Here is a 23813-nt window from a genome sequence, read left to right as displayed (position 1 = left end):
ACCGAAAGGGAAACCCACCTCGTGAGCACATCCCCCACCACCCACGCCGGCGCTCTGGCCACGCCCGCCCCGGTGTTGTCCTTCAGCCCCGTAGTCCTCCCCGTGCCCGGACGTCCCGTGGACCTCCAGGTGCGCGTCTCCGTACCCGCGACCGGAACCGGCCTCCCCGTCCTCCTCCTGTCCCACGGGCACGGTCCCTCGAACAACCTCTCCTCGCTCAACGGCTATGCGCCGCTCGCCAACTTCTGGGCCGCTCACGGATTCGTCGTCGTCCAGCCCACCCACCTCACCTCCAGGACGCTGACCCACCTGGTCGCCGGCGCACCAGGCGCGCCCGACTTCTGGCGATCCCGCGCCGAAGACATGACCCACATCCTCGACCGGCTCGACATCATCGAGCGCACCGTGCCGCAGCTCGCGGGACGGATCGACCCCGCCAAGGTCGCCCTCGTCGGACACTCGCTCGGCGGCTTCACCGCCGCTCTCCTGCTGGGCGCCGGGATCAACGACCCCGACACCGGGAACGTGGTGCACCTCGTCGAGCCCCGGATCAAGGCCGGCGTACTGCTTGCCGCGCCCGGCAGGGGTGGCCACGCCCTCAACGGGCCCATGGCCGAGCAGTGGCCGATCATCGGCGCCGTCGACTTTTCCACCATGACCGCACCGGCGCTGGTAGTCGCCGGCGACAAGGATGACCCCCGGCACTTCACGGACATGGGACCGGACTGGCACGCCGACCCCTACACCCTCGCCCCCGGACCCAAGACCCTGTTCACGATGTTCGACGCGGAGCACGGACTGGGCGGGATCGCCGGATACGACGCCGCAGAGACCACCGACGAGAACCCCGAGCGAGTCGCCGCCCTCGCCCGGCTCACCGCGGCCTACCTCCACACCCAGCTGCACCCCGGCGCCCCCACCTGGCAGGCCGAGTGCGAGGCACTGACGACCGGCCCCCACCCGATAGGACGAGTGCAATCCAAGTAACCCCCGCGGCGGGGTAGTTCACCCTGTCCGGCGTACCGGAGTGGCGATACCGGAGTATTGCCGCTGAACGCCGGCCGCCCGTGGCGGACCTGCCGCTGCGGGCGATGCCGGCGACCGCCGACGACGAGCCGGACCGGGCGCCGATGCCGGAGCTGGATGAGGTCTTCGCGCGCATCGCACGGGAGTCGGCGGGCATCCAGAACTTCGACGACCGCCTCGACCCCTTCGGGGGTGTGGCGTGAGCCGACGCGGACGCCGGGCCGCCCTGGCACCTCCGGCCAGTACGCCTACACCTTGCTGCAGTTGTTCATCGCTGCGGTACCCCAGATGGGACGGCCGTGACCACAACAGCCATCACAGTTGCCCGGCCACCGGACGTGACCGCAGCGGCGTCAGACGTAGCCCTTACGCTGCACGGCGCGCAGGGCCAGGGCGCCCAGCGGGACGTTCAGCCAGTAGGTGAGGAGCCGGTAGACGAGCACGGCCGAGGTGGCTGCGCCGGCCGCGACGCCGAGCAGGGTCAGACCGGCGATGAGGCCGGCTTCGAGGGCGCCCAGTCCGCCGGGGACGGGAGCCGCGTTGGCGACGAGGCGTGCTGCCATGTAGACGGCGCCGGCCTGGACGAAGGGAAGATAGCCGCCGAATGCGTGCACGCTCAGCGCCAGTCCGACGACCTGGATGAGGGGCAGACCGAGCGCGCCGGTGACGAGGAGAGCCAGTTTGACGGGGTCGGAGGCGACCCCGGTCACGGTTGAGGCCGCCGCGCGCAGGAACGGCCACACCTTCTCGTGCAGGAAGCGCCGGCCGACTGGGGTCACGGCGAGCACCCCACCGGCCGCGAGGGCCAGGGCGATGGCCGGCAGCACATACCGGCCTGCGGGCACGTGCAGGTGTACTCCCGTGTGGTGACGTCCGGCCCAGGCGAAGAACCAGGCGGCGAGCGCGGCGTTGGAGACGGCGCCGGCGAGGCTCTGCAGGCCGACGGAGGCCGTGGCGGCCCCCGTCTCGATCCCCGTCTTCTGCAGGTAGCGCAGGTTGAGGGCCATGCCACCGACGTTGTTCGGGGTGATGCGGTTCAGGAACGAACTGGCGAACTGCACCTCGTACGTGGGGCCGAATGGCAACTTGGCCGGAATGGTGCCCATTTGCAGGTAGGTGGAGAAGACCTGGGAGATGAAGGTGACGGGTAGTACCGCGAGCACCCACCACCAGTTGGCCTGGCGCAACGCGGCCACCACCGCCGGGGCGCTGGCGAGCTGCGGCAGCACCAGGTGCAAGACAAGGAACGCGCCGACCAGGCCGAGGATGCTCTTCCAGGTGAACCGCGAGAGGTGTGCGAGCGGAGCCGGCTCGGCACCGGGCGCCTCCACGACCGCGGCAGAGAGGTCACGCAACAGGCTGGGGCGGCCGCCGGGGCGTACCGCGCGCCGCTTGGCACCCGCTCCCGCCGCCCGCGCACGGGCCTGGTCGTACCGGGCGACCTCGCGCTGTGCGGGCCCGAGCAGTGCGAGGGGCTGCAGGTAGGGCAGGGCGGTCGCCAGCAGCCGCGGGCCGAGTCCGGCCAGCGCACACCGGGTGGAGCGCGGCGCCCCGACGCGTGTCGCGGTGGTGGCCAACAGTTCGGCGATGTCGCTGCCGAGCGCGTCGGGTGTGGCGCCCAGCCGGGCCCGCGCGAACGCGATGAGCCGGGACGCACCGTCCGGCTCGACGAGGATGTATTCGGGGCGCAGCGCCCGATGCGCCAGTCGGTGCTTCTGGAGGCGGCCCACGGATGTCCATACCCCGGTGAGCATCTGGTCGGTGATCTCCTCGCTCAGGAACGCGGACAGCGGACGCCCGGCGTGCTCGATCGTCGCCAGCAATGCGCCGCCCCTGGACACCGGGTACGCGATCACCGGCTCGGCCGCCCGGGCGCCGGTTCGGCCTGCGAACACGAGCATGAGGAGTTCGTGCTCGACCGCGGGAAGTGGGGTGTGCGCGCCGGTGTCGTCGGGGTGGCGCAGCAGCGCGAGCCGGGCCAGCCGGTGGAAGAGATCGCGGTTGCGGTCCTCGGGGCCGAGCACCTGTACCGTGAGCCGCGCACCGGCGGTGGTCTCGGCGCCGTAGCGGACCCCCTCCCCGGGGCGTCGATCGGGTGACGGCGTGGCCCGCAGCGCGGCGAGCGGGATCCCGCACGCGACGAGTGCGTCTGCGACCGCCTGCGGGGCCGGCCGGTCCGCCGGGCCGCCGGCCAGCAGCAGCACGACGGATCCGGCCACGCCTCCGACGGCGAGCGCGGCGACTGCCTCCAGCGGCATGATCGCGGCGGTCGCGACGCTCAGCCCGGCGCACACGACGGTCAGCGTCCACCACGTCCGCCGCAGACGCGCCTCCAGCCAGGGGCCTGCCGCGACGACCGCCGCCGCGCAGGCGGCCAGGTACGCCGCCGGCGGCCAGCCGGCATGCAGCAGCGAGCCCCGCCCTGCCAGCACCTGCGGCCACAGGGCCGGTCTGCTGCGCGTCAGGGCCAGGTGGGTAATGGACCATGAAAGCAGCGCGCCCAGCGCCGCTGCCGGCACGAGCCGCAGGATCGCGTCGCCCCGCCGTCGCGCGGTCAGCACGCCAAGGGACACCACCGGCGCGACGATGGCGACCACCTGCACCGCTCCGACGACACCGTCGCGCAAGCCCGGCGGTAGCGCGGTCGCCGCGTCGAGCAGCCCCTGCTGCATCCTGCGGGCGGATGCGAGCGCCGCGACGGCCGGCAGCACCGTCACCACCAGCACGGCACCGGACACCAGCAGCCGCGACAGATCGGCCGCCCGGCGTACGTAGCGCGGCGGCGGGGCATCGATCACCGGCGCCACCGCGCCCTGATCACCTTCGGCGGCGACAGAGAGCGGAATGATGCCAGGGCGTTCACTCACAGCCGGTCGCCCAGGCGGATCCGGCCTTGGTCATGTCGGCTCCTCGTCGGCGGGCACCGCCTCTTCATCCGACCAACCGGCGCGGCAGACGGGTCCGCTCTTCCGCCATTCGAGCGCGTCCCAGACCGGTCCGCAAACCCACGCCGCCCAGAGCGCGCGATGGGGTGCTCAGCGGCCTTTGTCGCTGCCCGCCACGCGTCCCGCCCTCGCCGACAGCGGCCTCGCTGTCCTTTCCCTGCTGGTCCGCAGGCCAAAGCGCGCGCGTGTCACCGGGTTCGTGCTCTGCGGCAAATCGGCTGCCAGAACCTTCGTGGTCAGGGCCCGGGCCCGGGAGGCGGCCGCGACGGCGGCATAGCCGACTACCTGCTGGTCCCGGCGGCGCGATACCTGATTCCGCTGGGCACCCTCGACCTCGGCCAGGCCGCCTCCTTCCTGAGCGACGCCGGACTGACCTCAGGAGGAGCCAGGTGCCATGACATCTCCTTCCGAAACCCCCGGCCCTGTTCCGCCACGCGGCACCGACCTACAAGAAGGACCCCTGGCCGAAGGCGTGTCCGCCCTGGCGAACATGGGCTGGCAGATTCTGCTCACGATGGGCCTCGCCACCATCGCCCTGGGCGTCATCGCCCTGGTCTGGCCGGGCGAGACCCTACGAGTCGTCGGCATTCTCTTGGGCGTCTACCTGCTGGCCACCGGCGTCTTCCAACTCGCAGCCACCTTCGGCACCCACGTCCCCGGGCACCTTCGCGTCCTGCACTTCATCACCGGCGCGGTCTCCATCCTGCTGGGACTGATCTGCTTCCGCGGCACCCTGCAGTCGCTCCTGCTGCTCGCCCTGTGGATCGGCTTCAGCTGGCTGCTGCGGGGGACCCTGGAGACGGCCGCGGCGGCCTCCGCCCCGGCCATGCCGGGTCGCGGCTGGCACGTCGCCTTCGGGATCATCAGTGCTCTTGCCGGCATCGTGATGATCGTCATGCCGTTCGCCTCGATCGCGACCCTCACCCTGGTGGTGGGCGTTATGGCCATCATTCTCGGGCTGACCGAAGTCGTCCGCGCCATCAGGACACGCGTCGAGATCGGCCAGCTCGCTTCGGGTACGGCCACCCAGCGGCGCCCTCTGTTCCACGCACGTGCGCACCCTCAGCACTGATCGGCCGGACGCGGCGAGCAGCGACATTGCGCGACCTGCGCGGGTCATTGGCCAGCGACTATCACCCAGATCGCCACCGCCCGCGCCCGGCGGCGCGCATCGGGGGAGGCATGGCCGATCAGCGCCGTGGAGGCCGACATCATCACTGCGGCCGCCGCTCCTTGGGCGAAGCGGGCGGCGACCAGCGTGCCCAGGCCCGGGGCGACGCCGCAGGCGGCCGACGCGGCGGCGAACAGCGACACGGACAGGCTCGTCGAGCAAGCGCTCTGCTGAAGTCTGTTTTGCGAGGCAAATCAGCGACTGCGCCGGCCGTAGAGGCACGACCGGCCGCAGAGGTGCTGAGTCGCATGGCGGGCGGGTGCAGGATTCCGGCGGATCACACAGATGACGCGGTGGAGCGCGTTGGGTGTGGACCGCTCGCCGGGGGACGGCGGGGGGCTTGCGGGTGCGGCCGTCGGGTGACGGTGCTGAACCGTGCTGCGCGGCGGCGCAGGTGCCGGTGACCGGGGGCGGGTTGTGGGCGAGCTGGTGGCCGTGTGGTCCGGTAGAAGATCCGCTTGCCGAGTTCGACGAGGAGGAGGTAGACGACGACCATGGCGGCCACAGCGGCGAAGAAGGCGGTCGGCAGGGGTTGGAAGCCGAGGACGTGGGCCAGTGGGGTGGCCGGCAGGGCGGCGCCGAGGGCGACGACGCCCAGCGCGGTGAGTGTGAGGGGCAGGCTGGGGCGGCTGTGCCAGAAGGGGATGCGGCGGGTGCGGATGGCGAAGATCACCAGGGTCTGCGTGGCGAGGGACTCCACGAACCAGCCGGTGTGGAACTGGGCGGCGTCGGCGTGGAAGACGCCCAGCATCACGGCGAAGGTGACGAAGTCGAACAGGGAGCTGATCGGGCCGAAACAGATCATGAAGCGCCGGATGAAGGCGATGTCCCAGTGCGCGGGCCGGCGTACCTGCTCCTCGTCGACCTCGTCGGTGGGGATGGCGAGCTGGCTGGTGTCGTAGAGAAGGTTGTTGAGCAGGATCTGGGAGGGCAGCATCGGAAGGAAGGGCAGGAACAGTGAGGCTCCGGCCGCGCTGAACATGTTGCCGAAATTGCTGGACGTGCCCATGAGCACGTACTTGATGGTGTTGGCGAAGATCCGGCGCCCCTCGGCGACCCCGGCCGCCAGGACGCCGAGGTCCTTCTCCAGGAGGATGACGTCGGCGGCGTCCTTGGCCACGTCGGTGGCCGAGTCCACCGAGATGCCCACGTCGGCGGCGTGCAGCGCGAGCGCGTCGTTGACGCCGTCGCCGAGGAAGGCGACGTCGCCGCCGGTCTTGCGCTGGATCCGCACGATGCGGGCCTTGTGCTCGGGGCTGACCCGGGCGAAGACGGTGGTGTCGCGGATGGCGGCGGTGAGCCCCTCGTCGTCCATGTCGTCCAGGTCGCTCCCGGTCAGCACGGCGGCGTCGGTCAACCCCAGCTCGTGGCAGACCTTGGAAGCCACCGCCGAGTTGTCCCCGGTGACGATCTTCACCGTGATACCGAGTGCGTCCAGCTGCCGCAGCGCCTCGGCCGCGTCGGGTTTGGGCGGGTCGAGGAAGACCAGCAGGCCGACCAGACGGAGATCGCGCTCGTCGGCGGCGCTGAGTGCGGCTCCCGGGTGGGCGGGCCGGGTCGCCACCGCGACGACACGGTTCCCGGCGTCGAACTCCGCATCCAGCGCCTCGCGGGCCGGCTCGGGCACGTCCACGCAGCGCTCCAGTACCGTCTCCGGAGCGCCCTTCGTGATGAGCAGGGTGTCACCGGCGGGATCGGTGACGGTGACGGAGACCATCCGCCGCTCGTGGTCGAAGGGCAAGACGCCGGCCCGCTTCCAGCCGCTGAGCAACGGTCGCTGGGCGGCGGCGGCCGGTGAGTCCCACAGGGCGTCGTCGAGCGGGTTTCCGCCCACCGGCCGGCCCTGGCCGTCCACGTCCGATTCGGTGCACAGCAGTCCCCGGTGCAGCACTTCCTCCGCCGAGGTGCCGGTGACCGGTACGGCCCGCATGAAGTCGACGCGGCCCTGGGTGAGGGTTCCGGTCTTGTCGGTGAACAGCACATCGATGTCGCCGAGATCCTCGATGCACACCAGCCGCTTGACCAGCACCTTGCGCCGGCTCATCCGACGGGAGCCGGCGGCCAGGCTGGTGGAGACGACCGCGGGCAGCAGTTGCGGGGTGATGCCGACCGCGATCGCCAGGGAGAACAGCAGGGCGTCGATCAGCGGCTTGTGCAGTGCGACGTTGATGATGAAGATCGACGTGGTCAGTGCCCCGGCGACGTAGACCAGGAGCATGGAGAAACGGCGCAGTCCCACCTGGAACTCGGTCTCCAGCTGGTGCCCGCTCAGCCCGGCGGCGATCTTCCCGAACTCGGCTTCGGCACCGGTGGCGACCACGACACCGCGGCCGCTTCCGGAGTGCACCACCGTGCCCATCAGGGCGCAGCCGGACAGGTCCGCCAGCGCCGTGCCGGGCGGTACGGCAGCCGTGTCCTTCGCGACCGGCAACGACTCGCCGGTCAGCACCGACTCGCCGCACTCCAGTCCCACGGTCGCGAGCAGCCGCAGATCCGCGGGCACGATGTCGCCGAGCCGCAGCTCCACCACATCACCCGGGACCAGCGTGGTGACCTCCACCTCCTGTGGTCGCCCGTCGCGCAACACGACCGCGCGGTGACGGATCTTCGCGTGCAGCGACTGGGCGGTCCTCTCCGCCCGGAACTCGTTGACGAAACCCAGGCCGACGGAGAGCGCCACAATCGCCCCGATGATCACGGCGTCGCTGCGCTCTCCGACGAAGTACGACACGACGGCCGCGACCAGCAGCAGGCCGAGCAGCGGCGAACGCACCTGATGCCACAGCACCAGCCACGCCCGAGCTCGGTGGGAGTGGACGGCGTTCGGGCCCCAGCGCTTCAGCCGTCGTAGGGCCTCCTCCGACGACAGGCCGCCCTCCGGCACCTGGAGATCACGGAGTACCTGCGCGGTGGGCAGGGCGGCCGCCGCGACGGCACGCCCCTCGGCCACCGGCCTCGCACGGACAGTGGTCACCATCAGCGACCACCGCCCGGGCGTCTGCCCACCCACACACGCACACGCGAACGCGTCGGCACAGGGCCGGACGAACGTCCGGCAGTACTGAGCGGACGCGGGGACGGGCCCGGATGACCTGACAGAGTCACAGTCCTACTTTCTACCCTCGTCTGCTCACGCCCCCATGGGGCCATTCGGGCCCTGTCTCCGGGACCTGATGCCCACCGTGCGGCGGGCTTCGGTCAGTCGGCGCGGCGGCCATGGGCACCCCGCCCGACGAGTGAGGCCGTCCGCCGGACGAGGGTCCATCCCGGCGGCCGCCATCCGGTAGGCACGGTGCCCGGCCGATGACGGGGAACCCACACCCGCAGCGTCCGGGGACTGATTTACCTGGTAGGGGTTGTTGCTCACCAGCACGGCATCCGGCCGGTCCACCGTGAGCAGTCCCGCGCGTACCACCAGCTCCGGACCTTTGTGGCGGGCCAGGAACTCCGGGAGGATCCTCACCATCGTGCCGATCTTGTCGTCCCGGTAGGCAGGATCCTGGACCAGGGCGGCATACGCTCCCAACGACACGTTGTTGACGAACACCCGATCGCCCGCCTACCCGAGGTCCACGCGCAGTTCGACTCCGTCCGTTCTCCTGCTCCAGGAGGGCGATCACGGCGCCGTCAGGTATGCCGTCAAGCGAGGACCGCGGCACGCGAGAGGTCGTCATCACCGGTCTCCATGCAGAGGCAAGGCCTCCTGTACACCTCCCCCCCTGCCGCGACAGCAAGGCACCCTCAGTACGGCAGCGAAAATCACACATGTGGGATGGGCTCTTCGCCAGCCGAGGCTGGCGAAGAGCCCGAGAGGCCGACACGCCGACCAGCCGTGGTCGGCAGTGGGCGCGGAAACCCCGGGCTCATGGTCGGGCCAGCTGGCCACTCCGTCCGCGGCTCGCGGCTGCGTTTCCTGGGCGGCGGCAGCCTTTTCCCGGCCGTCGCGCAGCGTGCCGGTCGGCAACTCTGCTGCGACGTTGAACTTCGAGTGAATCAATATCTGTTCCCGAGGGATCAGATATTGGCGGGCCGGGCAGTGGGAGTTTTTGCCGCGAAGAGCAGAGTGGAATTATCCACCGCACACGGGCCGCTCCGGCGTGCTACTGTCTATCTCAGTTGCAGTTGTGGTTCCCAAAACTTCAAGTGCCCTCGCCAGGCTTCTGCCGGGCGGGAGCACTTTTGTATTTCCGGTCATTTCCGGGCGGGGTAATCATCGCGGCGACACGGCGTCCGCGCGGTGCGGATGCTGATGCACTGCCCCAAAGGAGATATGACATGGCTGCTGGTACCGTTAAGTGGTTCAACGCTGAAAAGGGCTTCGGCTTCATCGAGCAGGACGGTGGCGGCCCCGACGTGTTCGCCCACTACTCGAACATTGCCGCGCAGGGCTTCCGTGAGCTGCTCGAGGGCCAGAAGGTGACCTTCGACATCGCGCAGGGCCAGAAGGGCCCGACGGCCGAGAACATCGTTCCGGCCTGACGCTCACGCGCAATCCGTAGCTGGGGCCCGCATCCCTCGGGGTGCGGGTCCCAGCTGCATGCGTATCCCGCAGCGGCTTTCACCCGCGGGACGCCCCGGAGGAATCCGCAGTACCACCACGATCGGTTTCTCCCTCAGGATGCAGACGCATCCTGAAGCGCTGCACCGCAGCCGACGCCCGGATCGCAAAGTCCCCATCGCGTCACCCATTTCAGCACCTGTGCCCACGGATATTTCTGTCGGTCAGACCTGCTTTCTTTTGCCACCGGTCCATACTTGTAATTCTCCGTGCCATTCATCGCAGCGGGAATTCCTTGATATGTGCCACATCGAGGAAGGTTCCGCATGAACCGCACGTACACGAACGACCGCCCCGCCCGCACCCGTGACCGCCGTGCCGACGCCGGAAGGGGCGGCAGCGGCTACGGCTCGCAGGCATCGCGTCGTACCGGCGGGCCCGCGCGCTCCGGAGGTTACGGCCGTCGGCCCGCCGCCGTGCAAGGCGAGTTCGCGCTGCCCAGGACGATCACCCCCGCACTGCCGGCCGTCGAGGGCTTCGCCGACCTCGACATGCCGGAGCAGCTGCTGGCCGAACTCGGCAGGCAGGGCGTGACGGCACCGTTCCCGATCCAGGGAGCGACGCTGCCGAACTCCCTGGCGGGCCGTGACGTCCTGGGCCGCGGGCGCACCGGTTCCGGCAAGACCCTGGCCTTCGGCCTCGCCCTGCTCGCCCGCACCGCCGGACAGCGTGCCGAGCCCCGCCAGCCCCTGGGGCTGATCCTCGTCCCCACGCGTGAGCTGGCACAGCAGGTGACCGACGCGCTCACCCCGTACGCCCGCTCCGTGCGCCTGCGGCTGGCCACGGTGGTGGGCGGCATGTCGATCGGCAGGCAGGCCGGCGCGCTGCGCGGCGGAGCCGAGGTCGTCGTCGCGACACCGGGGCGGCTCAAGGACCTCATCGACCGCGGCGACTGCCGGCTGAACCACGTCGGCATCACCGTGCTGGACGAGGCCGACCAGATGGCCGACATGGGCTTCATGCCCCAGGTCACCGCGCTGCTCGACCAGGTGCGCCCGGAGGGGCAGCGCATGCTGTTCTCCGCCACCCTGGACCGCAACGTCGACCTGCTGGTACGCCGCTATCTGACCGACCCCGTCGTGCATTCGGTCGACCCGTCGGCCGGCGCGGTCACCACGATGGAGCACCACGTCCTGCACGTCCACGGCGCCGACAAGCACGCCGCCACGACCGAGATCGCCGCCCGCGACGGCCGCGTGATCATGTTCCTGGACACCAAGCACGCCGTCGACCGGCTGACCCAGGACCTGCTCAACAGCGGGGTACGGGCCGCCGCGCTGCACGGCGGCAAGTCGCAGCCGCAGCGCACCCGCACGCTGGCGCAGTTCAAGACCGGGCACGTCACCGTGTTGGTGGCGACCAATGTCGCGGCCCGTGGCATCCACGTCGACAACCTCGACCTGGTCGTGAACGTCGATCCGCCGACGGACCACAAGGACTACCTCCACCGGGGCGGCCGTACCGCCCGCGCCGGCGAGTCCGGCAGCGTCGTCACGCTCGTCACGCCGAACCAGCGCCGCGGCATGGTCCGCCTCATGTCGGACGCCGGAATCCGGCCGCAGACCACCCAGATCCGCTCGGGCGACGAGGCCCTGAGCCGGATCACCGGCGCCCAGGCCCCGTCCGGCATCCCGGTCGTCATCACCGCACCGGTGGTCGAACGCCCGAAGCGCAGCGCCACCTCCCGAGGCCGACGCCGCCCTTCCTCGGCGACCCGGCGCGCCCCCGTACGCCAGTCCGGCTTCGGCACGGTGGCCTAGAACCTTCGTGATCAGGAAGCCGGCCCATCTCTGCAGGAGGCACCCTATGACGCTGATTCAGACGCAGACCCGCCCGGCGGACACCAACCCGGTGCACAGGGTTGCGGTCGAGGTCATGGACGCGGCCGGACCGCAGGTCTGTGACGACATGAGCGTCGAGGTGGCGCTGACCGTCATGGCCGCCGCACGCACGGGCCGACTGGTCGTCTGCGACCAGGACGACCAGCGCACCGGCCTGGTCACCCGTACCGAACTCGCCGCCGTCCGTGACAGCTCCGACTACACGGACCGTGTCCGCCTGCGCGACATCCTCGGCGACCACGGATCGTCCACCTCACCCGTGACCACGATGGCCGAAGCCGAGCACGCGATGCGCACCCGTCGGCTCGGTGTCCTGCCGGTGGTCGACGAGCAAGGCAGCGCCCTGGGCATCCTCGCCCTCTCCCGCTGAAACACCTCGCCCCTGGTCGGACCGTTCTCCCCTCTTCGCTCTGTGAGGCCACATGCGCTGCGTCATCGCCCGCTTCCCCTTCGAGCTCACCAGGGGCGGAGTGCTGGAATCGATGAAGGGCATCAAGCCCGAACCGGTCGCCGGAGAATCGGTGCTCATCGGCCGCCGCCACTACCCCGTCAAGCAGGTCGGCCAGGTCATCACCCGCCAGGACCGCCGTGACTTCAGCGCCGGCGAGGTCCTGCGGGCCATGACTGCGCTCGGCTTCACCTGCCGCGCCGTTCCCAAGGCAGAGCCGCTGCAGGTTCTCAGCCCGCTGCAGCACGCCTCCGCGATGCTTGGCACCCCCGTCGCGGTCTGACCCGGAAACGGGCACGAGCAGATACCTGAGCAGCAGTGTGGGCCCGACCGGTACGCCGGTCGGGCCCACACTGCGTGCACCGGGTTCCCTTCGCCGTCGCTCAGTGGCCGCAACAGCTGAAGTCGCCCACGGTCCAGGCTCTGACGTCCTCGATCGCAACCCGGTACCTCCACCTGTCTCCGGACCTCCAGGGTGCCCTGCAGGATCCGGGCGACATGGAAGTGCAGACGCGTGGGCGGCCCGTCCTTTCTTCGCTGGGGAGTCGAAGACGGCGGCGACTCGTCCAAGCGGGCGGAATCCGTCAGCACATCCGACACCCGCTGCCTTCACGTGGCTACGAGAGAGCCAATCGACCGGTGATGACAGCGCCACTGGTGACCACGGTCAGGGACTCTGATTGCTCTGGTCGGACTCCACCGGGGCGCCGACGTCAGCGAGCAACTCGTCAGGCTGCGACATGAGGCGGACCATATTCGCCGGCCTCCGGCTGCCTGAGCGGTGACGCTACCGGGCAAGGAAGGCGCTCACGGTCTTGCAGCCGGAGGCCCGGCGGGTTTCCGCCGTGGCGCGCGCGAGGCGGGTGACCATGGGCCAGCCGAAGCCCCCGGTGCCGTCGTTCAGGTCAGGCGTGCGCATGCGCGGCACAGGCCGGCTGGGATCGTGAACGGCGACCTCGATGGTGTCGGGGTGCGCAGTCAGTTCCAGTGTGCAGCGGCCCCCGCCGTGGCGCAGGGCATTGGTGACGAGCTCGGACACGACCAAGACCACAGTGTTCGCCGCGTCAGGGGCCACTGCCGGCTGCTGCAAACCTCAGAGGAAGGCCCGTGCCGTATCGCGCGCGTCGGCAATGGCTGCGGTGGAACGGACGGCTGCGACGCTGGCCATCCCCGTGATCATCAGGGTCACCACGGTCTCTGAATAGTCCATGCCCCTGCCCGTGCCTACCCGGCCCCTGTGCCCTCCACCCGCCAACCCCCGCGGAGCCACAGTGCTTGCCTGAAGGGTACGGAGGACCACAGTCCACGCATGACAGGCACCTGCTGCCGTGAGCCCGTGTCTCCGCAGCCCGCGGTCTGCTCGAGTCAGAGGCCGTGCCGGTTCGCCACGAGCTGCTCGATCATCCCGGGACCGTCGAGGGCGGCGCAGGGACTCCTGCCGCGCTCGTCAACGGCCGACCTGCGGGGCGGCACGGCTGGAAACGCCCGTCCGGGCCAGTGTAGTTCTCCACGAGACGCAGTGTTGGCCGGTGCCCGCCGACGGTAGCCGCGGCGCAGTCGGCGATGTCCCGCTCAGCCCGACGTGCTGCGCGGCGGGGGATCCCTGCGCGCCGGACTGAGCCCCGAAGCTGCTTGAACCGTACATGGGCCGGTCGCGGCAGACTGGTCGAGACGGACTACCTCATCGTCGAGTGCACGGAAATCTATGCCCGCCGGAGTAGACATTCGTCGGCGGTGTGGTTATGGTTTCTCTCGTAGCCGAGATCAAGAGAGGCCCGGCAGAGATGAACTGCCGGGCAGCAGTGCGCAGTTGTAGTTCGCAGGACGGTTCGGTGGTGGAGTTCCGAAGCCAGAGCGGTTGCAGGACGGCGACGGGACTGACGACCGGACCGGGCGGCCCGCAGTGATCAGGGGCCGCCATGAGCAGCACCGCAGTGGCAGTACCAGTAAGTGAAGGTTCGCAGTACCCAGCAGTGAAGTCAGTGAGCGGTACCTCGGTGAAGGCGTCGGCTGCGGGCGCGCGCACCGGGAGGTTCGGCAGTGGGGTTCCAAGCCAGAGCAGACGCAGTACGGGCGACGGGGCTGGCTGCCGAAGGGTGGCGCTGTTCGAGGCCACCAGCAGTTCACAGTTTCCGTAAGTGAGTAGTTGATCAAGAGGGAAGAACGGAGGAGCCGAGCGCCATCAGGATCGCCCGGGTGGAATTCTCGGACCCGGGTACCGCAGGACATCGATAGTGAGGTGGTCTCCGGTCAAGCAACCGCGATCCCCGCGCCCCCGACAGCGTCTCGGTCGGGTCCGCGGAAACACAAGGCCGGTGCAGTATCAGGGCCGGCAGATGGTGTAGTAGTTCCTTCGGGGCCCTGGTGCCAGTACGGCGCCAGGGCCCCTCCACGCGTGCCACAGAGAGGTGCAATGACAGCAGACGACACGTTCGGCCGACTCGACGACGACGACTACCCCGCCTACACCATGGGCCGGGCCGCCGAACTGCTCGGCACCACACAGGGCTTCCTCCGGGCCATCGGCGAACACCGCCTCATCACCCCGCTGCGCTCCGCAGGCGGACATCGCCGCTATTCCCGCTACCAGTTGCGCATCGCCGCCCGCGCCCGGGAACTCGTCGACCACGGGACCCCCATCGAGGCGGCCTGCCGGATCGTCATCCTTGAAGACCAGCTCGAGGAAGCCCAGCGCCTCAACGCCGAATACCGCCGCGCCGCCGAATCAGCGAACCCGACGGCAGCAGCATGAGATGAGCGTGCCCGTCAGCGTCGGCGGGCACCGCACGCACGGTGCGTGGGCGTGTAGCGTCTGCGTCAGCTGTCGTGGTTCGGAATTCCCTGCCCGCGCCTTTGGTGTGGGCGTTTTGCTGTGCTGTGCCGCGGGAACCAGGGCGATCACCTCCGTCTGCCATACGGAGTGGTAGGCGTTCATCGACTGGAAGGCATGAGACATGGCAACGGGAACTGTGAAGTGGTTCAACGCGGAGAAGGGCTTCGGCTTCATCGCCCAGGACGGCGGCGGTCCGGATGTCTTCGCGCACTACTCCGCGATCAACTCCACCGGCTTCCGAGAGCTCCAGGAGGGCCAGGCCGTGACGTTCGACGTCACCCAGGGCCAGAAGGGCCCGCAGGCCGAGAACATCAACCTGGCCTGACCTCGCAGACCTGCTCGAGGGATCGTGCGCGCCGCGTCCGGTGGCCGACGCCCACCTGGACGAAGGCGCCTGCTCTCGTGCCGGGCCGGTGCAGGATCAGTGCCGCGCAGCAATGGCTGCGCGGCCCTGATCCGTGGAGGCCCGGGGCCGCCGCGACTTCGGCTTGAACCTTCCTGACCTCAGTCGCTGCAAGCGTCGTCGGGCACGGGAGCCGCATGTCTGGCGCGGCTACCGTGCAGCTCGGAGGAGCCGACGTTCAGACGCTCGTCCAGGCGTCGAGGAAGGCTTTCCGTCCAGCCGGATCGTCCGACCTGCGGTCTGCGTGCAGGACGCGCCAGGCGGTGAGCTCGAGATCTCGGAGCCACAGTTCTCCGATGACCTGTGTCTTGAGGTCGGGCAGATGGTCGGACTCGACGAGGGCCTGACCGATCACCTCGCCGGCCGCGAAGCGCTGGGGCGGGGTCATCTCGTCGACGGCCGAGAGGATCTGTCGGGCCAGGGCGGTTCCCTCTCCTGCCAGCGAACGCAGCACCGGATCCTTGATGTTGACGGGCAGCAGGTACGCGGTGCCCGAAGACCTCCACAGGTCCGACCAGAAGTGCTCTCCTGCCGCGGTGGGGGCAGGCAGCGCGGCCAGCAACCCGAGGAGATGGCCGGTGGCCGCATAGCCATCGGAGTGGGCGGCTGCTACCACTGCGACGCCGGCGATGCCCTCCACGTCGAGCTGGCCCGCCTCGAGATGCGGAGCCAGGTCCAGTTGGTGTTCCAACTGGTCTGCGAGCGCGGTGGATACGTAGGGGCGGACCTCAGGAAGCATCGGCGATCCTTGCGCGTAGGCGAGCGGAGATGCCCGTTCGTAAGCCCTGATCGTTCCCAGGGCCAGCCGTTCTACTCGGCTTCGGCAGGCCCAATTGGCGGTAGGTCAAAGAGGGCTGGAGTTCCCACGGTGGCGAACCGGCTGGGTCCCGGCGACGTGGCTCTGGGGTTCTGGACCGACCTCCCGCCAGGTGTCCGCGTGAGGTTTCCTAGCATGACCGCATGGTTGCCAGTGACGCCCAGGAGCCCAGGAGAGAACGAGAAGTTGTGTCCCGCGACGCCGCTGAAGTCGGATGTGGTCACGTCGTGTCAGCGCGTGGAGAGCACCGTGCAGAGGCGCTGTCCGGCGAATCACCAGGCGACCAGGCGGGGAAGGGGGCTCACTCGGTTACTGCTCTGGTGGAGCGGGTGGGCGACCTGGCCGAACCGATCAAGCCGAGGTTGCGTGGCTGGCTCCACGCCGGCATGGTCCCCGCCGCACTGATCGCGGGCGTCGTACTCATGTGCCTGGCCGGTACTCAGCAGGCGGTACTGGCCTGCGCCGTGTACTCGATCACCGCCTGGCTGCTGTTCGCGACGAGCGCCATCTACCACCGTGGCACCTGGGGACCGCTCGGCGAGGCTCTTCTGCGACGCCTCGACCACGCCAACATCTTCCTGATCATCGCCGGCACCTGCACCCCCCTGGCCGTGCTCCTCCTCCCGCCGGCCCAGCGGTCCGTGCTGCTGTGGATCGTCTGGACGGGAGCCCTGGCCGGCATCGCGTTCCGGGTCCTGTGGGTCGGAGCTCCGCGCTGGCTGTACACCCCGTGTTACCTGGCCCTGGGCTGGGCGCCGGTGAGCTACCTTCCCGACTTCCTGCACACCGGCGGAGCAGCCGTAGTCGTCCTGATCGTTGTCGGCGGTCTCCTGTACAGCGCGGGCGCGGTCGTCTACGCCCTGCAGCGGCCCGACCCCTCACCCCGATGGTTCGGCTATCACGAGGTCTTCCATGCCCTGACCGTGGCAGCGTTCGCCGCGCACTACGCCGCCATCTCCCTCGCCACCTACTGACCGCGGCAGGTTCGGGCTCGCGCCGCTCGTCACACACGTTGCCGCGTGCTGCTCCGCGACGGGCGGGGCGGTGCCTGGGCATCCCCCCTGCTTGAAGTCCGCCGCAGTCCTGAGGGAATGGCGGGGCCACGACGTGCTCGACCATGAGCGGCAACACACACGTTCAAGGAATCCGACCACGCCGTGATCGATACCGGAGGGGACCCTGACAGCTGCCCCGAGAAGCTCTCAGTCCTCGTCCCCGTACATGCTGCTCCGCCCCGCATGCCAATCTTCGGCGCCGTCGACTTCAGCCAGGCCGCATGCTTCCTCGGCTACCGCGTCACCGTCTGCGACGCCCGACCCGTCTTCGCGACCGTCGCCCCCTTCCCGTACGCCGACGAAGTCGTCGTGGCGGGTTCCGCAGCACCCTCTTCCTGCGCCGTGAAGGTAACCGTCGGCGATGCGGCGGCCTTCCTCCGGACACCACCGAGTCCCCCTGGGCGGAACCGACGTTCGGACGCCGCAGTGGGCATGGCGTCTCCTCCGGCGCTGCCTGGACAGGCGGCCATGTGCATGACTGTGGGTGTGCGGTCTCGACGGGGAGTTTCCGGGGTGCTCGCTCGTCCGACGAGTCTGCTTGTTTGTTCACAGGCGGATGACGACCAGCGCGACGAGCGCATGCGAAAGTCGCTTGGGTCGATTCCGGTCGGTGCCGTACAGTTCACCGTACCGACGCGGGGTGGAGCAGCTCGGTAGCTCGCTGGGCTCATAACCCAGAGGTCGCAGGTTCAAATCCTGTCCCCGCTACTCAAACGTGAAGGCCCGGCATCCACCGGGCCTTCACTGCGTGTGTGCCGGTTCGGACCTGGCTCTCGGCGAACAGGGCACCGCGGTCGCAGAAGGCGTCAACGCACTGGGCTGCACCGAGGCCGTACGCCGCCTCAGCCACCGTGAACCAGCCAGGAAACCAGCGGTGCCCATGCCCCTCCCGTCTGTCCATGGTCGGCGGGGTCTGATCCATCGGAGAACAATAGGTGGGTGCTGTCCTGCGGCGGAGTCTGACTCCTGAGATGCCGCGACCACCGGCCGGTGTTGCGCTGGGCGCCGGTGGAGCCGCAGCCGCCGCAGCCGGTCAGCACCACCTCCTTGCGTGACGTCTCCCTGCCAATACGGGTCAGGAGCGGACGAGAGTCAACGCTTTGTCAGCCCGCTCAGTCAGATTGAGCATCGGTTCGGCCGAAGTCATCCGGCAATGATCGAGTCATACAGCTGTACCGGGATCGATGGGACGGTTGTGCAGTGCCGTCCCGGGCGGGGGTCTGACTCGTGAGATCAATGACCGAAGTGTCCAGTCACGGACCTGTCGACTGCCGTTGCGGGACGCTCGCCGTGCCGGTGTGGAGGGCACCGGCACCTTCGGCGCGGGTCTGTCCCGCTACCTGCTGGCTCAGCGTGTCGAGGTGTACGGGGTGAACCGGCCTGATCGCTCAGCCCGCCGGCTGCTGGGGAAGTCAGACCCGCTCGGTGCGCAGGCCGCCGCGCGGGCCGTGCTCAGTGGCCGCGCCCGGGCCCGGGCCAAGTCCGGCGACGGTCCGGTGCACAGTGCCCGGTTGTTCAAGCTTGCCAAGGACTCCGCGGTCAAGGCCCGTACCCAGGCGATCAACCAGCTCAAAGCCGCCTGGTCATCGCCGACCCCGCACTTCGGGAACAGCTGTCCAGCCTGGGCAACCGCGAGCTGTCCCGCACGTGCTGACCCAGCTCGTCGAACACCACACCCCCCAGCTGCTCGAACCGGCGGGCATCGGCCCGGACAGCGCCGTCACCCTGCTGATCACCATGGGAGACAACCCCGAGCGGCTGAACACCGAGGCATCCTTTGCTGCCCTTTGCGGAGTCAGCCCCGTCGAGTATTCGTCGGGCCGTCGGAGCACGCGCCGGCTCAACTACGGCGGCGACCGGCGGGCCAAAGCCGCCCTGCACCGCATCGTGTTCACCCGCCTGCGCCACGACCCGCGCACCCAGGCGTACTACGAACGGCGCACCCAGGAGGGCAAGACCCGACGTGAGATCATCCGATGCCTCAGGCGATACGCGGCCCGCGAGGTCTTCTACCTGGTCAGACCGGTTTCCCGCACCCCTGCGTTAGAGGGGCGTCCGTGATACGTGAGAGGGTCTGGGGCGTGAGCGAGACACCACCGAACACCCTGCAATACCGCTTTGACGGGCCGGAAGACTCCGTTGCTGAATTTGTCAGCCTGCGAGTTGGTAGCTGAGGCGTTCGAGTCTGCTGGTGCGGGGTTTGCGTAGTGGGTCGGTGGTCCACCAGGCGTCGAGCCGGGTCACGTTGAGCGCGGTGGCGGAGAATGCGTGTTGGACTCGGACTTTCGGCAGGCCGCGGTAGCGGGCCCGGCGGATGCCGGTGACGTCGAGGGCCTGGTTGACGGTGCCCTCGATGCCTGCGCGGAGGGCGTACTTGGTTTTCCAGGACTCGGTCTTCTGCTCGGTGCGGGCCGCGGTGGTGCGTTCGTGGAGTTCGCGGGGCCGCAGGGTGAGCATGCGGGTGCCGCGGACGGAGGTGGTGCACTTGTCGTGGGAAGGACAGGGGCGGCAGTCGGCGCGGGCGAAGTCGATCACGATGGCGTCGCGTCCGTGCTGGGTGACCGGATACCAGCCGGCGCTGGTGGAGCCCTCGGGGCAGCGGACCTGACGGGTCTTCCAGTCGATCCGGAAGGCGCTCTTGTCGAAGCCCTCGGCGGTGCTGGCCTGGGGTGAGTGGTCGGCCAGGAGCGGAGTGACCATGGTGATGCCCTGCCCGGCCGCGGCAGTGATCAGGTCGGCCGAGGGGTAGCCGGAATCGAGATAGTGTTCGGCGGGCTTCACCTTGCGCTCGGTGAGGTTCTTCTGGATCGGCTTGGTCGCCTTCACATCGGGCACGGTGGCGTCAGTGGTGTGCACGTCGGTGATCAGATTCGGTGCCGGGACACGGAGACAGCCTTCGGCTTCGGCTTCGGCTTCGGCCGGAGCGTGACACGTCTCGGTGAGATGGATCTTGTAGCCGCACCAGAAGAGGTCATCGCCTTTGGCAGACCAGCGGGCGTCGGGGTCGTAGGGGGAGGCCAGGCGGGTACTGCCGGGCGGGACACCGTCATTGTCGGCGTCCCGCTTACTGACCACCTCCCGCCCCCGGGCATCGACGCGGACGGTGTAGGTCTGCACGAGGACCTGCCGCAGCAGGGCGACCGCCTCGATCTCACGGATCCACACCGGGGCGCCCGGGGACCAGGCGGCCCGACACAAGACCAGCGCATCCTGGCCGAAGACCTGGGCGAGTCGCTCCCGCTTGGTCTTCGACGACGGCATCGTCCAGCCATCGACGCGCGGCCCGTAGCGTTCCGCGAACTCGGCGACGCCGATCACCCCGGCCAGCCAGGACGGTGCCGCCACAGCCAGAGCCTCCAGCGCCGCCCGTACGCTCTCCCCGGCCAGCTCGGTGCGGTTCAGGTCACGGACCGCACTGATCACATAGGTAGAGTCGGTGCGCTGCTTGCCACCGGCCTTGACCAGCCCGGCCTCGCGGCAGTGCTCCAACAGCCGGTCGAAGAGCACCCGCTCCATCCCGTCACCGGCCAGCCGGGCACGGAACCTCGACAACGCGCAGAAGTCGAAGCCGGTATCGGACAGTTCCGCGCCCAAGGCGTACTTCCAGGACAACCGGTCCCGCGCCGCCTCCGCGGCCTGCCGGTCGGTGAGGTTCTCGGTGAACTGCAGCACCGTCACCAGCGCGAGCAGGGCAGGGGACTGGGCAGGAGCACCACGACCGGGAAACGCCACGGCGAACAACGCGTCATCGAAGACCTCGGCCAGGTGGTCGCGGACCCGCATAGGAAGGCTTCCCTTGGGGAAGGCGGCACGGGCCGTACGCACCGTCTGTTCCGGAATGGGCGGCAGACCCCCAGGCCGCATGGACACCGCACCAACCCCCTGCGACCGGAGCAGACAGAACGACCGCACCGACGATCATGCCGAACAGCCCCAGACCGCCGCAGGCAATTCAGCAACGGAGTCCCGGAAGACGCCCCCGTCCTGATCCTCGGTCCCTCACTCGGCACCACATGGCACATGTGGGACCGCCAGGTCCCGGAGCTGGTCAAGCAGTGGCGGGTCTTCCGGTTCGATCTGCCGGGGCACGGCGGCGCCCCCGCCCACCCGGCCGGTTCGGTCGCCGAGCTGACGGACCGGCTGCTGGCCACGCTGGACTCACTCGGTGTGCAGCGCTTCGGGTACGCGGGCTGCGCGCTGGGCGGCGCCGTGGGAATCGCGCTGGCGCTGCGGCATCCCGAGCGGCTCGCCTCGCTCGCGCTGGTGGCGGCCTCGCCCCGGTTCGGCACCGCCGACGAGTTCCGTCAGCGCGGGGTGATCGTCCGGACGAACGGCCTCGACCCGATCGCCCGGACCTCGCCCGACCGCTGGTTCACCGGCGGGTTCGCCGCCGCGCAGCCCGCGATCACCGAGTGGGCGGTGCAGATGGTGCGCACCACCGATCCGGGCTGCTACATCGCCGCCTGCGAGGCCCTCGCCGGCTTCGACGTACGGGCCGAGCTGGGCCGGGTCGGTGTGCCGACCCTCGTACTGGTCGGCTCCGACGACCAGGTCACCGGCCCCGCCGAGGCCCGCACCCTGGTCGCGGGCATCCCGGACGCCCGGCTGGCGGTGGTCCCCGGCGCCTCCCATCTGGTGCCGGTCGAGCAGCCCGCCGCCGTCACCGACCTGCTGGTGCACCACTTCTCCACCGCCTGGCAGCAGCCCTTCGACACCGGCCAGACGGCGCTGCCGGGCGCCCCGGCCCTCCTGGTGCCGCCGGTGCCCGTGCAGCCCGCCCCGGCCGCCCCGGTCGCGGAGATCGCCCCGGCCGCCGTACCGGCGGGGTCCGCCGGACAGCCGGACCGGTACGAGACCGGGCTGAAGATCCGCCGGGAGGTGCTGGGCGACGCGCACGTCGAGCAGACGCTGGCGCAGGCCGGTGAGCTGTCCGGGGACTTCGAGGAGTTCGTCACCCGCTACGCCTGGGGCGAGATCTGGAACCGCCCGGGCCTGGACCGCCGTACCCGCAGCTGCGTCACGCTGACCGCGCTGGTCGCCGGCGGCCACCTGGAGGAGCTGGCCTCCCACACCCGGGCGGCGCTGCGCAACGGGCTCACCCCGGACGAGATCAAGGAAGTGCTGCTCCAGGCGGCGGTCTACTGCGGGGTGCCGGCGGCCGGCCGCGCGTTCGCGATCGCCCGGCAGGTCGTCCGGGAGGAGACCACGCCGGCCGAGTGAGGCCGCGCGGGGCCCGAGACGGCAGGATGGGGTGGCATGAAGCTCACGAAGAAGTCCCATGCCTGTGTCCGGCTCGAGAAGGACGGGCGGACGCTCGTCCTGGACCCCGGCGGGTTCAGCGAGCCCGACGCGGCCCTCGGCGCGGACGCGATCCTGGTCACCCACGAGCACCCGGACCACTACGACGAGGGCCGGCTGCGGGCCGCCCTGGAGGCGAACCCGGCCGCGGAGATCTGGACGCTGAAGTCCGTGGCGGAGCAGATCACCGCGGCCTTCCCGGGCCGCGTGCACACCGTCGGCCACGGCGACGCCTTCACCGCCGCCGGCTTCGACGTCCAGGTCCACGGCGAGCTGCACGCGGTGATCCACCCGGACATCCCGCGCATCACCAACGTCGGCTATCTGATCGACGGCGGCAGGGTCTTCCACCCCGGCGACGCCCTCACCGTCCCGGACCGGCCGGTGGAGACGCTGCTGCTGCCGGTGATGGCGCCCTGGAACAAGATCTCCGAGGTGATCGACTACGTTCGCGAGGTCCGCCCGCAGCGCGCCTACGACGTCCACGACGCCCTGCTCACCGACCTCGCCCGCCCGATCTACGACCACCAGATCGGCGCCCTGGGCGGCACCGACCACCAGCGGCTCACCCCCGGGGCGTCGGCGGAGGTCTGAGCGGAGCGGCGCTGTCACACCCTCCGGGTAGGTTGGAGGGCATGCGCATCGCCACCTGGAACGTGAACTCGATCACCGCCCGCCTGCCGCGGCTGCTGGCCTGGCTGGAGAGCAGCGGCACCGACGTGCTCTGCCTCCAGGAGGCCAAGGTCGCCGAGGAGCAGTTCCCCACCGACCAGCTGCGCGAGCTGGGATACGAGGCGGCGGTCCACGCGACCGGCAGGTGGAACGGCGTGGCGGTGCTCTCCCGAGTCGGCCTCCAGGACGTGGTCAAGGGCCTGCCCGGGGATCCGGGCTACGACGGCGTGACCGAGCCGCGCGCCATCTCGGCGACCTGCGGCCCGGTCCGCGTCTGGTCGGTGTACGTGCCCAACGGCCGCGAGGTCGGCCACCCGCACTACGCGTACAAGCTCCAGTGGTTCGAGGCGCTGCGGGCGGCGGTGCGGGAGGACGCGCAGGGCGCCCGCCCGTTCGCCGTGCTGGGCGACTACAACGTGGCGCCGACCGACGACGACGTCTTCGACGTGGCCGCCTTCGCCGGTGCCACGCACGTCACCCCGGCCGAGCGCGCCGCCCTCGCCGCCCTGCGCGAGGCCGGCCTGGACGACGTCGTGCCCCGCCCCCTGAAGTACGAGCACCCCTTCACGTACTGGGACTACCGCCAGCTCTGCTTCCCCAAGAACAGGGGCATGCGCATCGACCTGGTGTACGGCAACGCCCCGTTCGTCCAGGCGGTCAAGGACGCCTATGTCGACCGCGAGGAGCGCAAGGGCAAGGGCGCCTCGGACCACGCGCCGGTGGTGGTCGACCTCGACGTGTGATGC

General features: G+C 70.0%; 19 protein-coding genes, 1 tRNA gene and 3 pseudogenes. 16 read left to right on the top strand and 7 right to left on the bottom strand.

Translation table 11 applies throughout. The features are described from left to right. Positions 1-21: 21 nt before the first annotated feature. Together ACIBA9_RS19780 and ACIBA9_RS19775 are read left to right on the top strand one after the other, a co-directional pair. Entirely contained in the window at positions 22-987 is a 966-nt protein-coding gene (locus ACIBA9_RS19780) for an alpha/beta hydrolase family protein (protein WP_399364595.1), read from the top strand. Positions 988-1067: 80 nt separating this feature from the next. Beyond that, complete coding sequence (locus tag ACIBA9_RS19775; protein WP_399364593.1) at positions 1068-1229, top strand: hypothetical protein; 162 nt, start codon at positions 1068-1070, stop codon at positions 1227-1229. Positions 1230-1379: 150 nt separating this feature from the next. Here the strand turns inward: ACIBA9_RS19775 and ACIBA9_RS19770 are convergent, their stop codons facing one another. After that, positions 1380-3824: a flippase-like domain-containing protein gene (locus ACIBA9_RS19770; RefSeq protein ID WP_399364591.1), complete on the bottom strand. Its 2445-nt coding sequence runs from the start codon at positions 3822-3824 to the stop codon at positions 1380-1382. Positions 3825-4365: 541 nt separating this feature from the next. On the opposite strand from ACIBA9_RS19770, the gene ACIBA9_RS19765 reads away from it, so the two are divergent. Beyond that, positions 4366-5043 (top strand): HdeD family acid-resistance protein, encoded by a 678-nt coding sequence (locus ACIBA9_RS19765; RefSeq protein WP_399364589.1) that lies wholly within the window; start codon positions 4366-4368, stop codon positions 5041-5043. Between the two features lie 44 nt (positions 5044-5087). Here the strand turns inward: ACIBA9_RS19765 and ACIBA9_RS19760 are convergent, their stop codons facing one another. Together ACIBA9_RS19760 and mgtA are read right to left on the bottom strand one after the other, a co-directional pair. After that, entirely contained in the window at positions 5088-5285 is a 198-nt protein-coding gene (locus tag ACIBA9_RS19760; RefSeq protein ID WP_399364587.1) for a hypothetical protein, read from the bottom strand. Between the two features lie 134 nt (positions 5286-5419). Then, entirely contained in the window at positions 5420-8119 is a 2700-nt protein-coding gene (gene mgtA, locus ACIBA9_RS19755; protein WP_399364585.1) for a magnesium-translocating P-type ATPase, read from the bottom strand. A 1298-nt stretch (positions 8120-9417) separates the two neighbouring features. Here mgtA and ACIBA9_RS19750 point away from each other — a divergent pair. The 4 genes from ACIBA9_RS19750 to ACIBA9_RS19735 all read left to right on the top strand — a co-directional run bounded on the left by ACIBA9_RS19750 (position 9418) and on the right by ACIBA9_RS19735 (position 12272). Further along, positions 9418-9621, top strand: a complete 204-nt coding sequence (locus ACIBA9_RS19750; RefSeq protein WP_045556499.1) for a cold-shock protein — start codon at positions 9418-9420, stop codon at positions 9619-9621. A 345-nt stretch (positions 9622-9966) separates the two neighbouring features. Further along, positions 9967-11460, top strand: a complete 1494-nt coding sequence (locus tag ACIBA9_RS19745) for a DEAD/DEAH box helicase (protein WP_399364582.1) — start codon at positions 9967-9969, stop codon at positions 11458-11460. 46 nt (positions 11461-11506) lie between these two features. After that, positions 11507-11911, top strand: a complete 405-nt coding sequence (locus ACIBA9_RS19740; protein ID WP_399364580.1) for a CBS domain-containing protein — start codon at positions 11507-11509, stop codon at positions 11909-11911. A 52-nt stretch (positions 11912-11963) separates the two neighbouring features. Further along, entirely contained in the window at positions 11964-12272 is a 309-nt protein-coding gene (locus ACIBA9_RS19735; RefSeq protein WP_399364578.1) for an SCO5918 family protein, read from the top strand. A gap of 100 nt (positions 12273-12372) precedes the next feature. On the opposite strand, the pseudogene ACIBA9_RS19730 reads toward ACIBA9_RS19735, so the two are convergent. Further along, positions 12373-12731 (bottom strand): annotated as a pseudogene (locus ACIBA9_RS19730) (hypothetical protein). A 45-nt stretch (positions 12732-12776) separates the two neighbouring features. Continuing rightward, positions 12777-13169 (bottom strand): annotated as a pseudogene (locus ACIBA9_RS19725) (ATP-binding protein). 1233 nt (positions 13170-14402) lie between these two features. On the opposite strand from ACIBA9_RS19725, the gene ACIBA9_RS19720 reads away from it, so the two are divergent. Together ACIBA9_RS19720 and ACIBA9_RS19715 are read left to right on the top strand one after the other, a co-directional pair. After that, a complete protein-coding gene (locus tag ACIBA9_RS19720) occupies positions 14403-14741 on the top strand; it encodes a MerR family transcriptional regulator (RefSeq protein WP_189932162.1) in 339 nt (112 codons plus the stop codon). A 202-nt stretch (positions 14742-14943) separates the two neighbouring features. Further along, positions 14944-15147 (top strand): cold-shock protein, encoded by a 204-nt coding sequence (locus ACIBA9_RS19715; RefSeq protein WP_030052720.1) that lies wholly within the window; start codon positions 14944-14946, stop codon positions 15145-15147. A 256-nt stretch (positions 15148-15403) separates the two neighbouring features. On the opposite strand, the gene ACIBA9_RS19710 is transcribed toward ACIBA9_RS19715, so the two are convergent. Beyond that, entirely contained in the window at positions 15404-15964 is a 561-nt protein-coding gene (locus ACIBA9_RS19710) for a hypothetical protein (protein ID WP_399364575.1), read from the bottom strand. A 398-nt stretch (positions 15965-16362) separates the two neighbouring features. Here ACIBA9_RS19710 and ACIBA9_RS19705 point away from each other — a divergent pair, with 398 nt between their 5' ends. From ACIBA9_RS19705 to ACIBA9_RS19690, 4 genes and pseudogenes are all read left to right on the top strand, one after another. Further along, positions 16363-17016, top strand: coding sequence for a hemolysin III family protein (locus ACIBA9_RS19705; RefSeq protein ID WP_399364573.1), 654 nt, complete (start codon positions 16363-16365; stop codon positions 17014-17016). A 180-nt stretch (positions 17017-17196) separates the two neighbouring features. After that, positions 17197-17409 (top strand): annotated as a pseudogene (locus ACIBA9_RS19700) (xanthine dehydrogenase); the annotation flags it as partial. A 322-nt stretch (positions 17410-17731) separates the two neighbouring features. Beyond that, positions 17732-17805: transfer RNA gene (locus tag ACIBA9_RS19695), tRNA-Met, on the top strand. 939 nt (positions 17806-18744) lie between these two features. After that, positions 18745-19158 (top strand): transposase, encoded by a 414-nt coding sequence (locus ACIBA9_RS19690; protein ID WP_399364571.1) that lies wholly within the window; start codon positions 18745-18747, stop codon positions 19156-19158. A gap of 90 nt (positions 19159-19248) precedes the next feature. Here ACIBA9_RS19690 and ACIBA9_RS19685 read toward each other — a convergent pair whose 3' ends face one another. Beyond that, the gene (locus tag ACIBA9_RS19685) at positions 19249-20922 is read right to left on the bottom strand and encodes an IS1182 family transposase (protein ID WP_399364569.1); all 1674 of its coding nucleotides are present in this window, start codon (positions 20920-20922) and stop codon (positions 19249-19251) included. A gap of 195 nt (positions 20923-21117) precedes the next feature. Between ACIBA9_RS19685 and ACIBA9_RS19680 the strand changes: the two genes are divergently transcribed. Genes ACIBA9_RS19680 through ACIBA9_RS19670 form a run of 3 tightly spaced genes read left to right on the top strand, consistent with a single transcriptional unit; the run spans position 21118 to position 23810 of the window. Beyond that, on the top strand, positions 21118-22317 hold the full coding sequence (locus tag ACIBA9_RS19680; RefSeq protein WP_399364567.1) for an alpha/beta fold hydrolase: 1200 nt from the start codon (positions 21118-21120) through the stop codon (positions 22315-22317). A 36-nt stretch (positions 22318-22353) separates the two neighbouring features. Further along, positions 22354-22989 (top strand): MBL fold metallo-hydrolase, encoded by a 636-nt coding sequence (locus tag ACIBA9_RS19675; protein ID WP_399364565.1) that lies wholly within the window; start codon positions 22354-22356, stop codon positions 22987-22989. Positions 22990-23030: 41 nt separating this feature from the next. Further along, positions 23031-23810 carry an exodeoxyribonuclease III gene (locus ACIBA9_RS19670; RefSeq protein WP_399364563.1) on the top strand — a complete coding sequence of 260 codons (780 nt, stop codon included), beginning with the start codon at positions 23031-23033 and terminating at the stop codon, positions 23808-23810. The last annotated feature ends 3 nt before the right edge of the window (positions 23811-23813 follow it).

The sequence above is a fragment of the Streptomyces sp. NPDC051452 genome (assembly GCF_044454765.1).
In the GTDB taxonomy this organism is placed as follows: Bacteria; Actinomycetota; Actinomycetes; order Streptomycetales; family Streptomycetaceae; genus Streptomyces.
This window is presented reverse-complemented; position numbering and strand designations above follow the sequence as displayed.

Bases quoted from the DNA above. Each gene is read 5' to 3' on its own strand.
- ACIBA9_RS19680 (WP_399364567.1), top strand. From the start codon at position 21,118: ATGTGGGACCGCCAGGTCCCGGAGCTGGTCAAGCAGTGGCGGGTCTTC.
- mgtA (WP_399364585.1), bottom strand. From the start codon at position 8,119: ATGGTGACCACTGTCCGTGCGAGGCCGGTGGCCGAGGGGCGTGCCGTC.
- ACIBA9_RS19765 (WP_399364589.1), top strand. From the start codon at position 4,366: ATGACATCTCCTTCCGAAACCCCCGGCCCTGTTCCGCCACGCGGCACC.
- ACIBA9_RS19720 (WP_189932162.1), top strand. From the start codon at position 14,403: ATGACAGCAGACGACACGTTCGGCCGACTCGACGACGACGACTACCCC.
- ACIBA9_RS19750 (WP_045556499.1), top strand. From the start codon at position 9,418: ATGGCTGCTGGTACCGTTAAGTGGTTCAACGCTGAAAAGGGCTTCGGC.
- ACIBA9_RS19715 (WP_030052720.1), top strand. From the start codon at position 14,944: ATGGCAACGGGAACTGTGAAGTGGTTCAACGCGGAGAAGGGCTTCGGC.
- ACIBA9_RS19670 (WP_399364563.1), top strand. From the start codon at position 23,031: ATGCGCATCGCCACCTGGAACGTGAACTCGATCACCGCCCGCCTGCCG.
- ACIBA9_RS19735 (WP_399364578.1), top strand. From the start codon at position 11,964: ATGCGCTGCGTCATCGCCCGCTTCCCCTTCGAGCTCACCAGGGGCGGA.
- ACIBA9_RS19740 (WP_399364580.1), top strand. From the start codon at position 11,507: ATGACGCTGATTCAGACGCAGACCCGCCCGGCGGACACCAACCCGGTG.
- ACIBA9_RS19710 (WP_399364575.1), bottom strand. From the start codon at position 15,964: ATGCTTCCTGAGGTCCGCCCCTACGTATCCACCGCGCTCGCAGACCAG.
- ACIBA9_RS19675 (WP_399364565.1), top strand. From the start codon at position 22,354: ATGAAGCTCACGAAGAAGTCCCATGCCTGTGTCCGGCTCGAGAAGGAC.
- ACIBA9_RS19745 (WP_399364582.1), top strand. From the start codon at position 9,967: ATGAACCGCACGTACACGAACGACCGCCCCGCCCGCACCCGTGACCGC.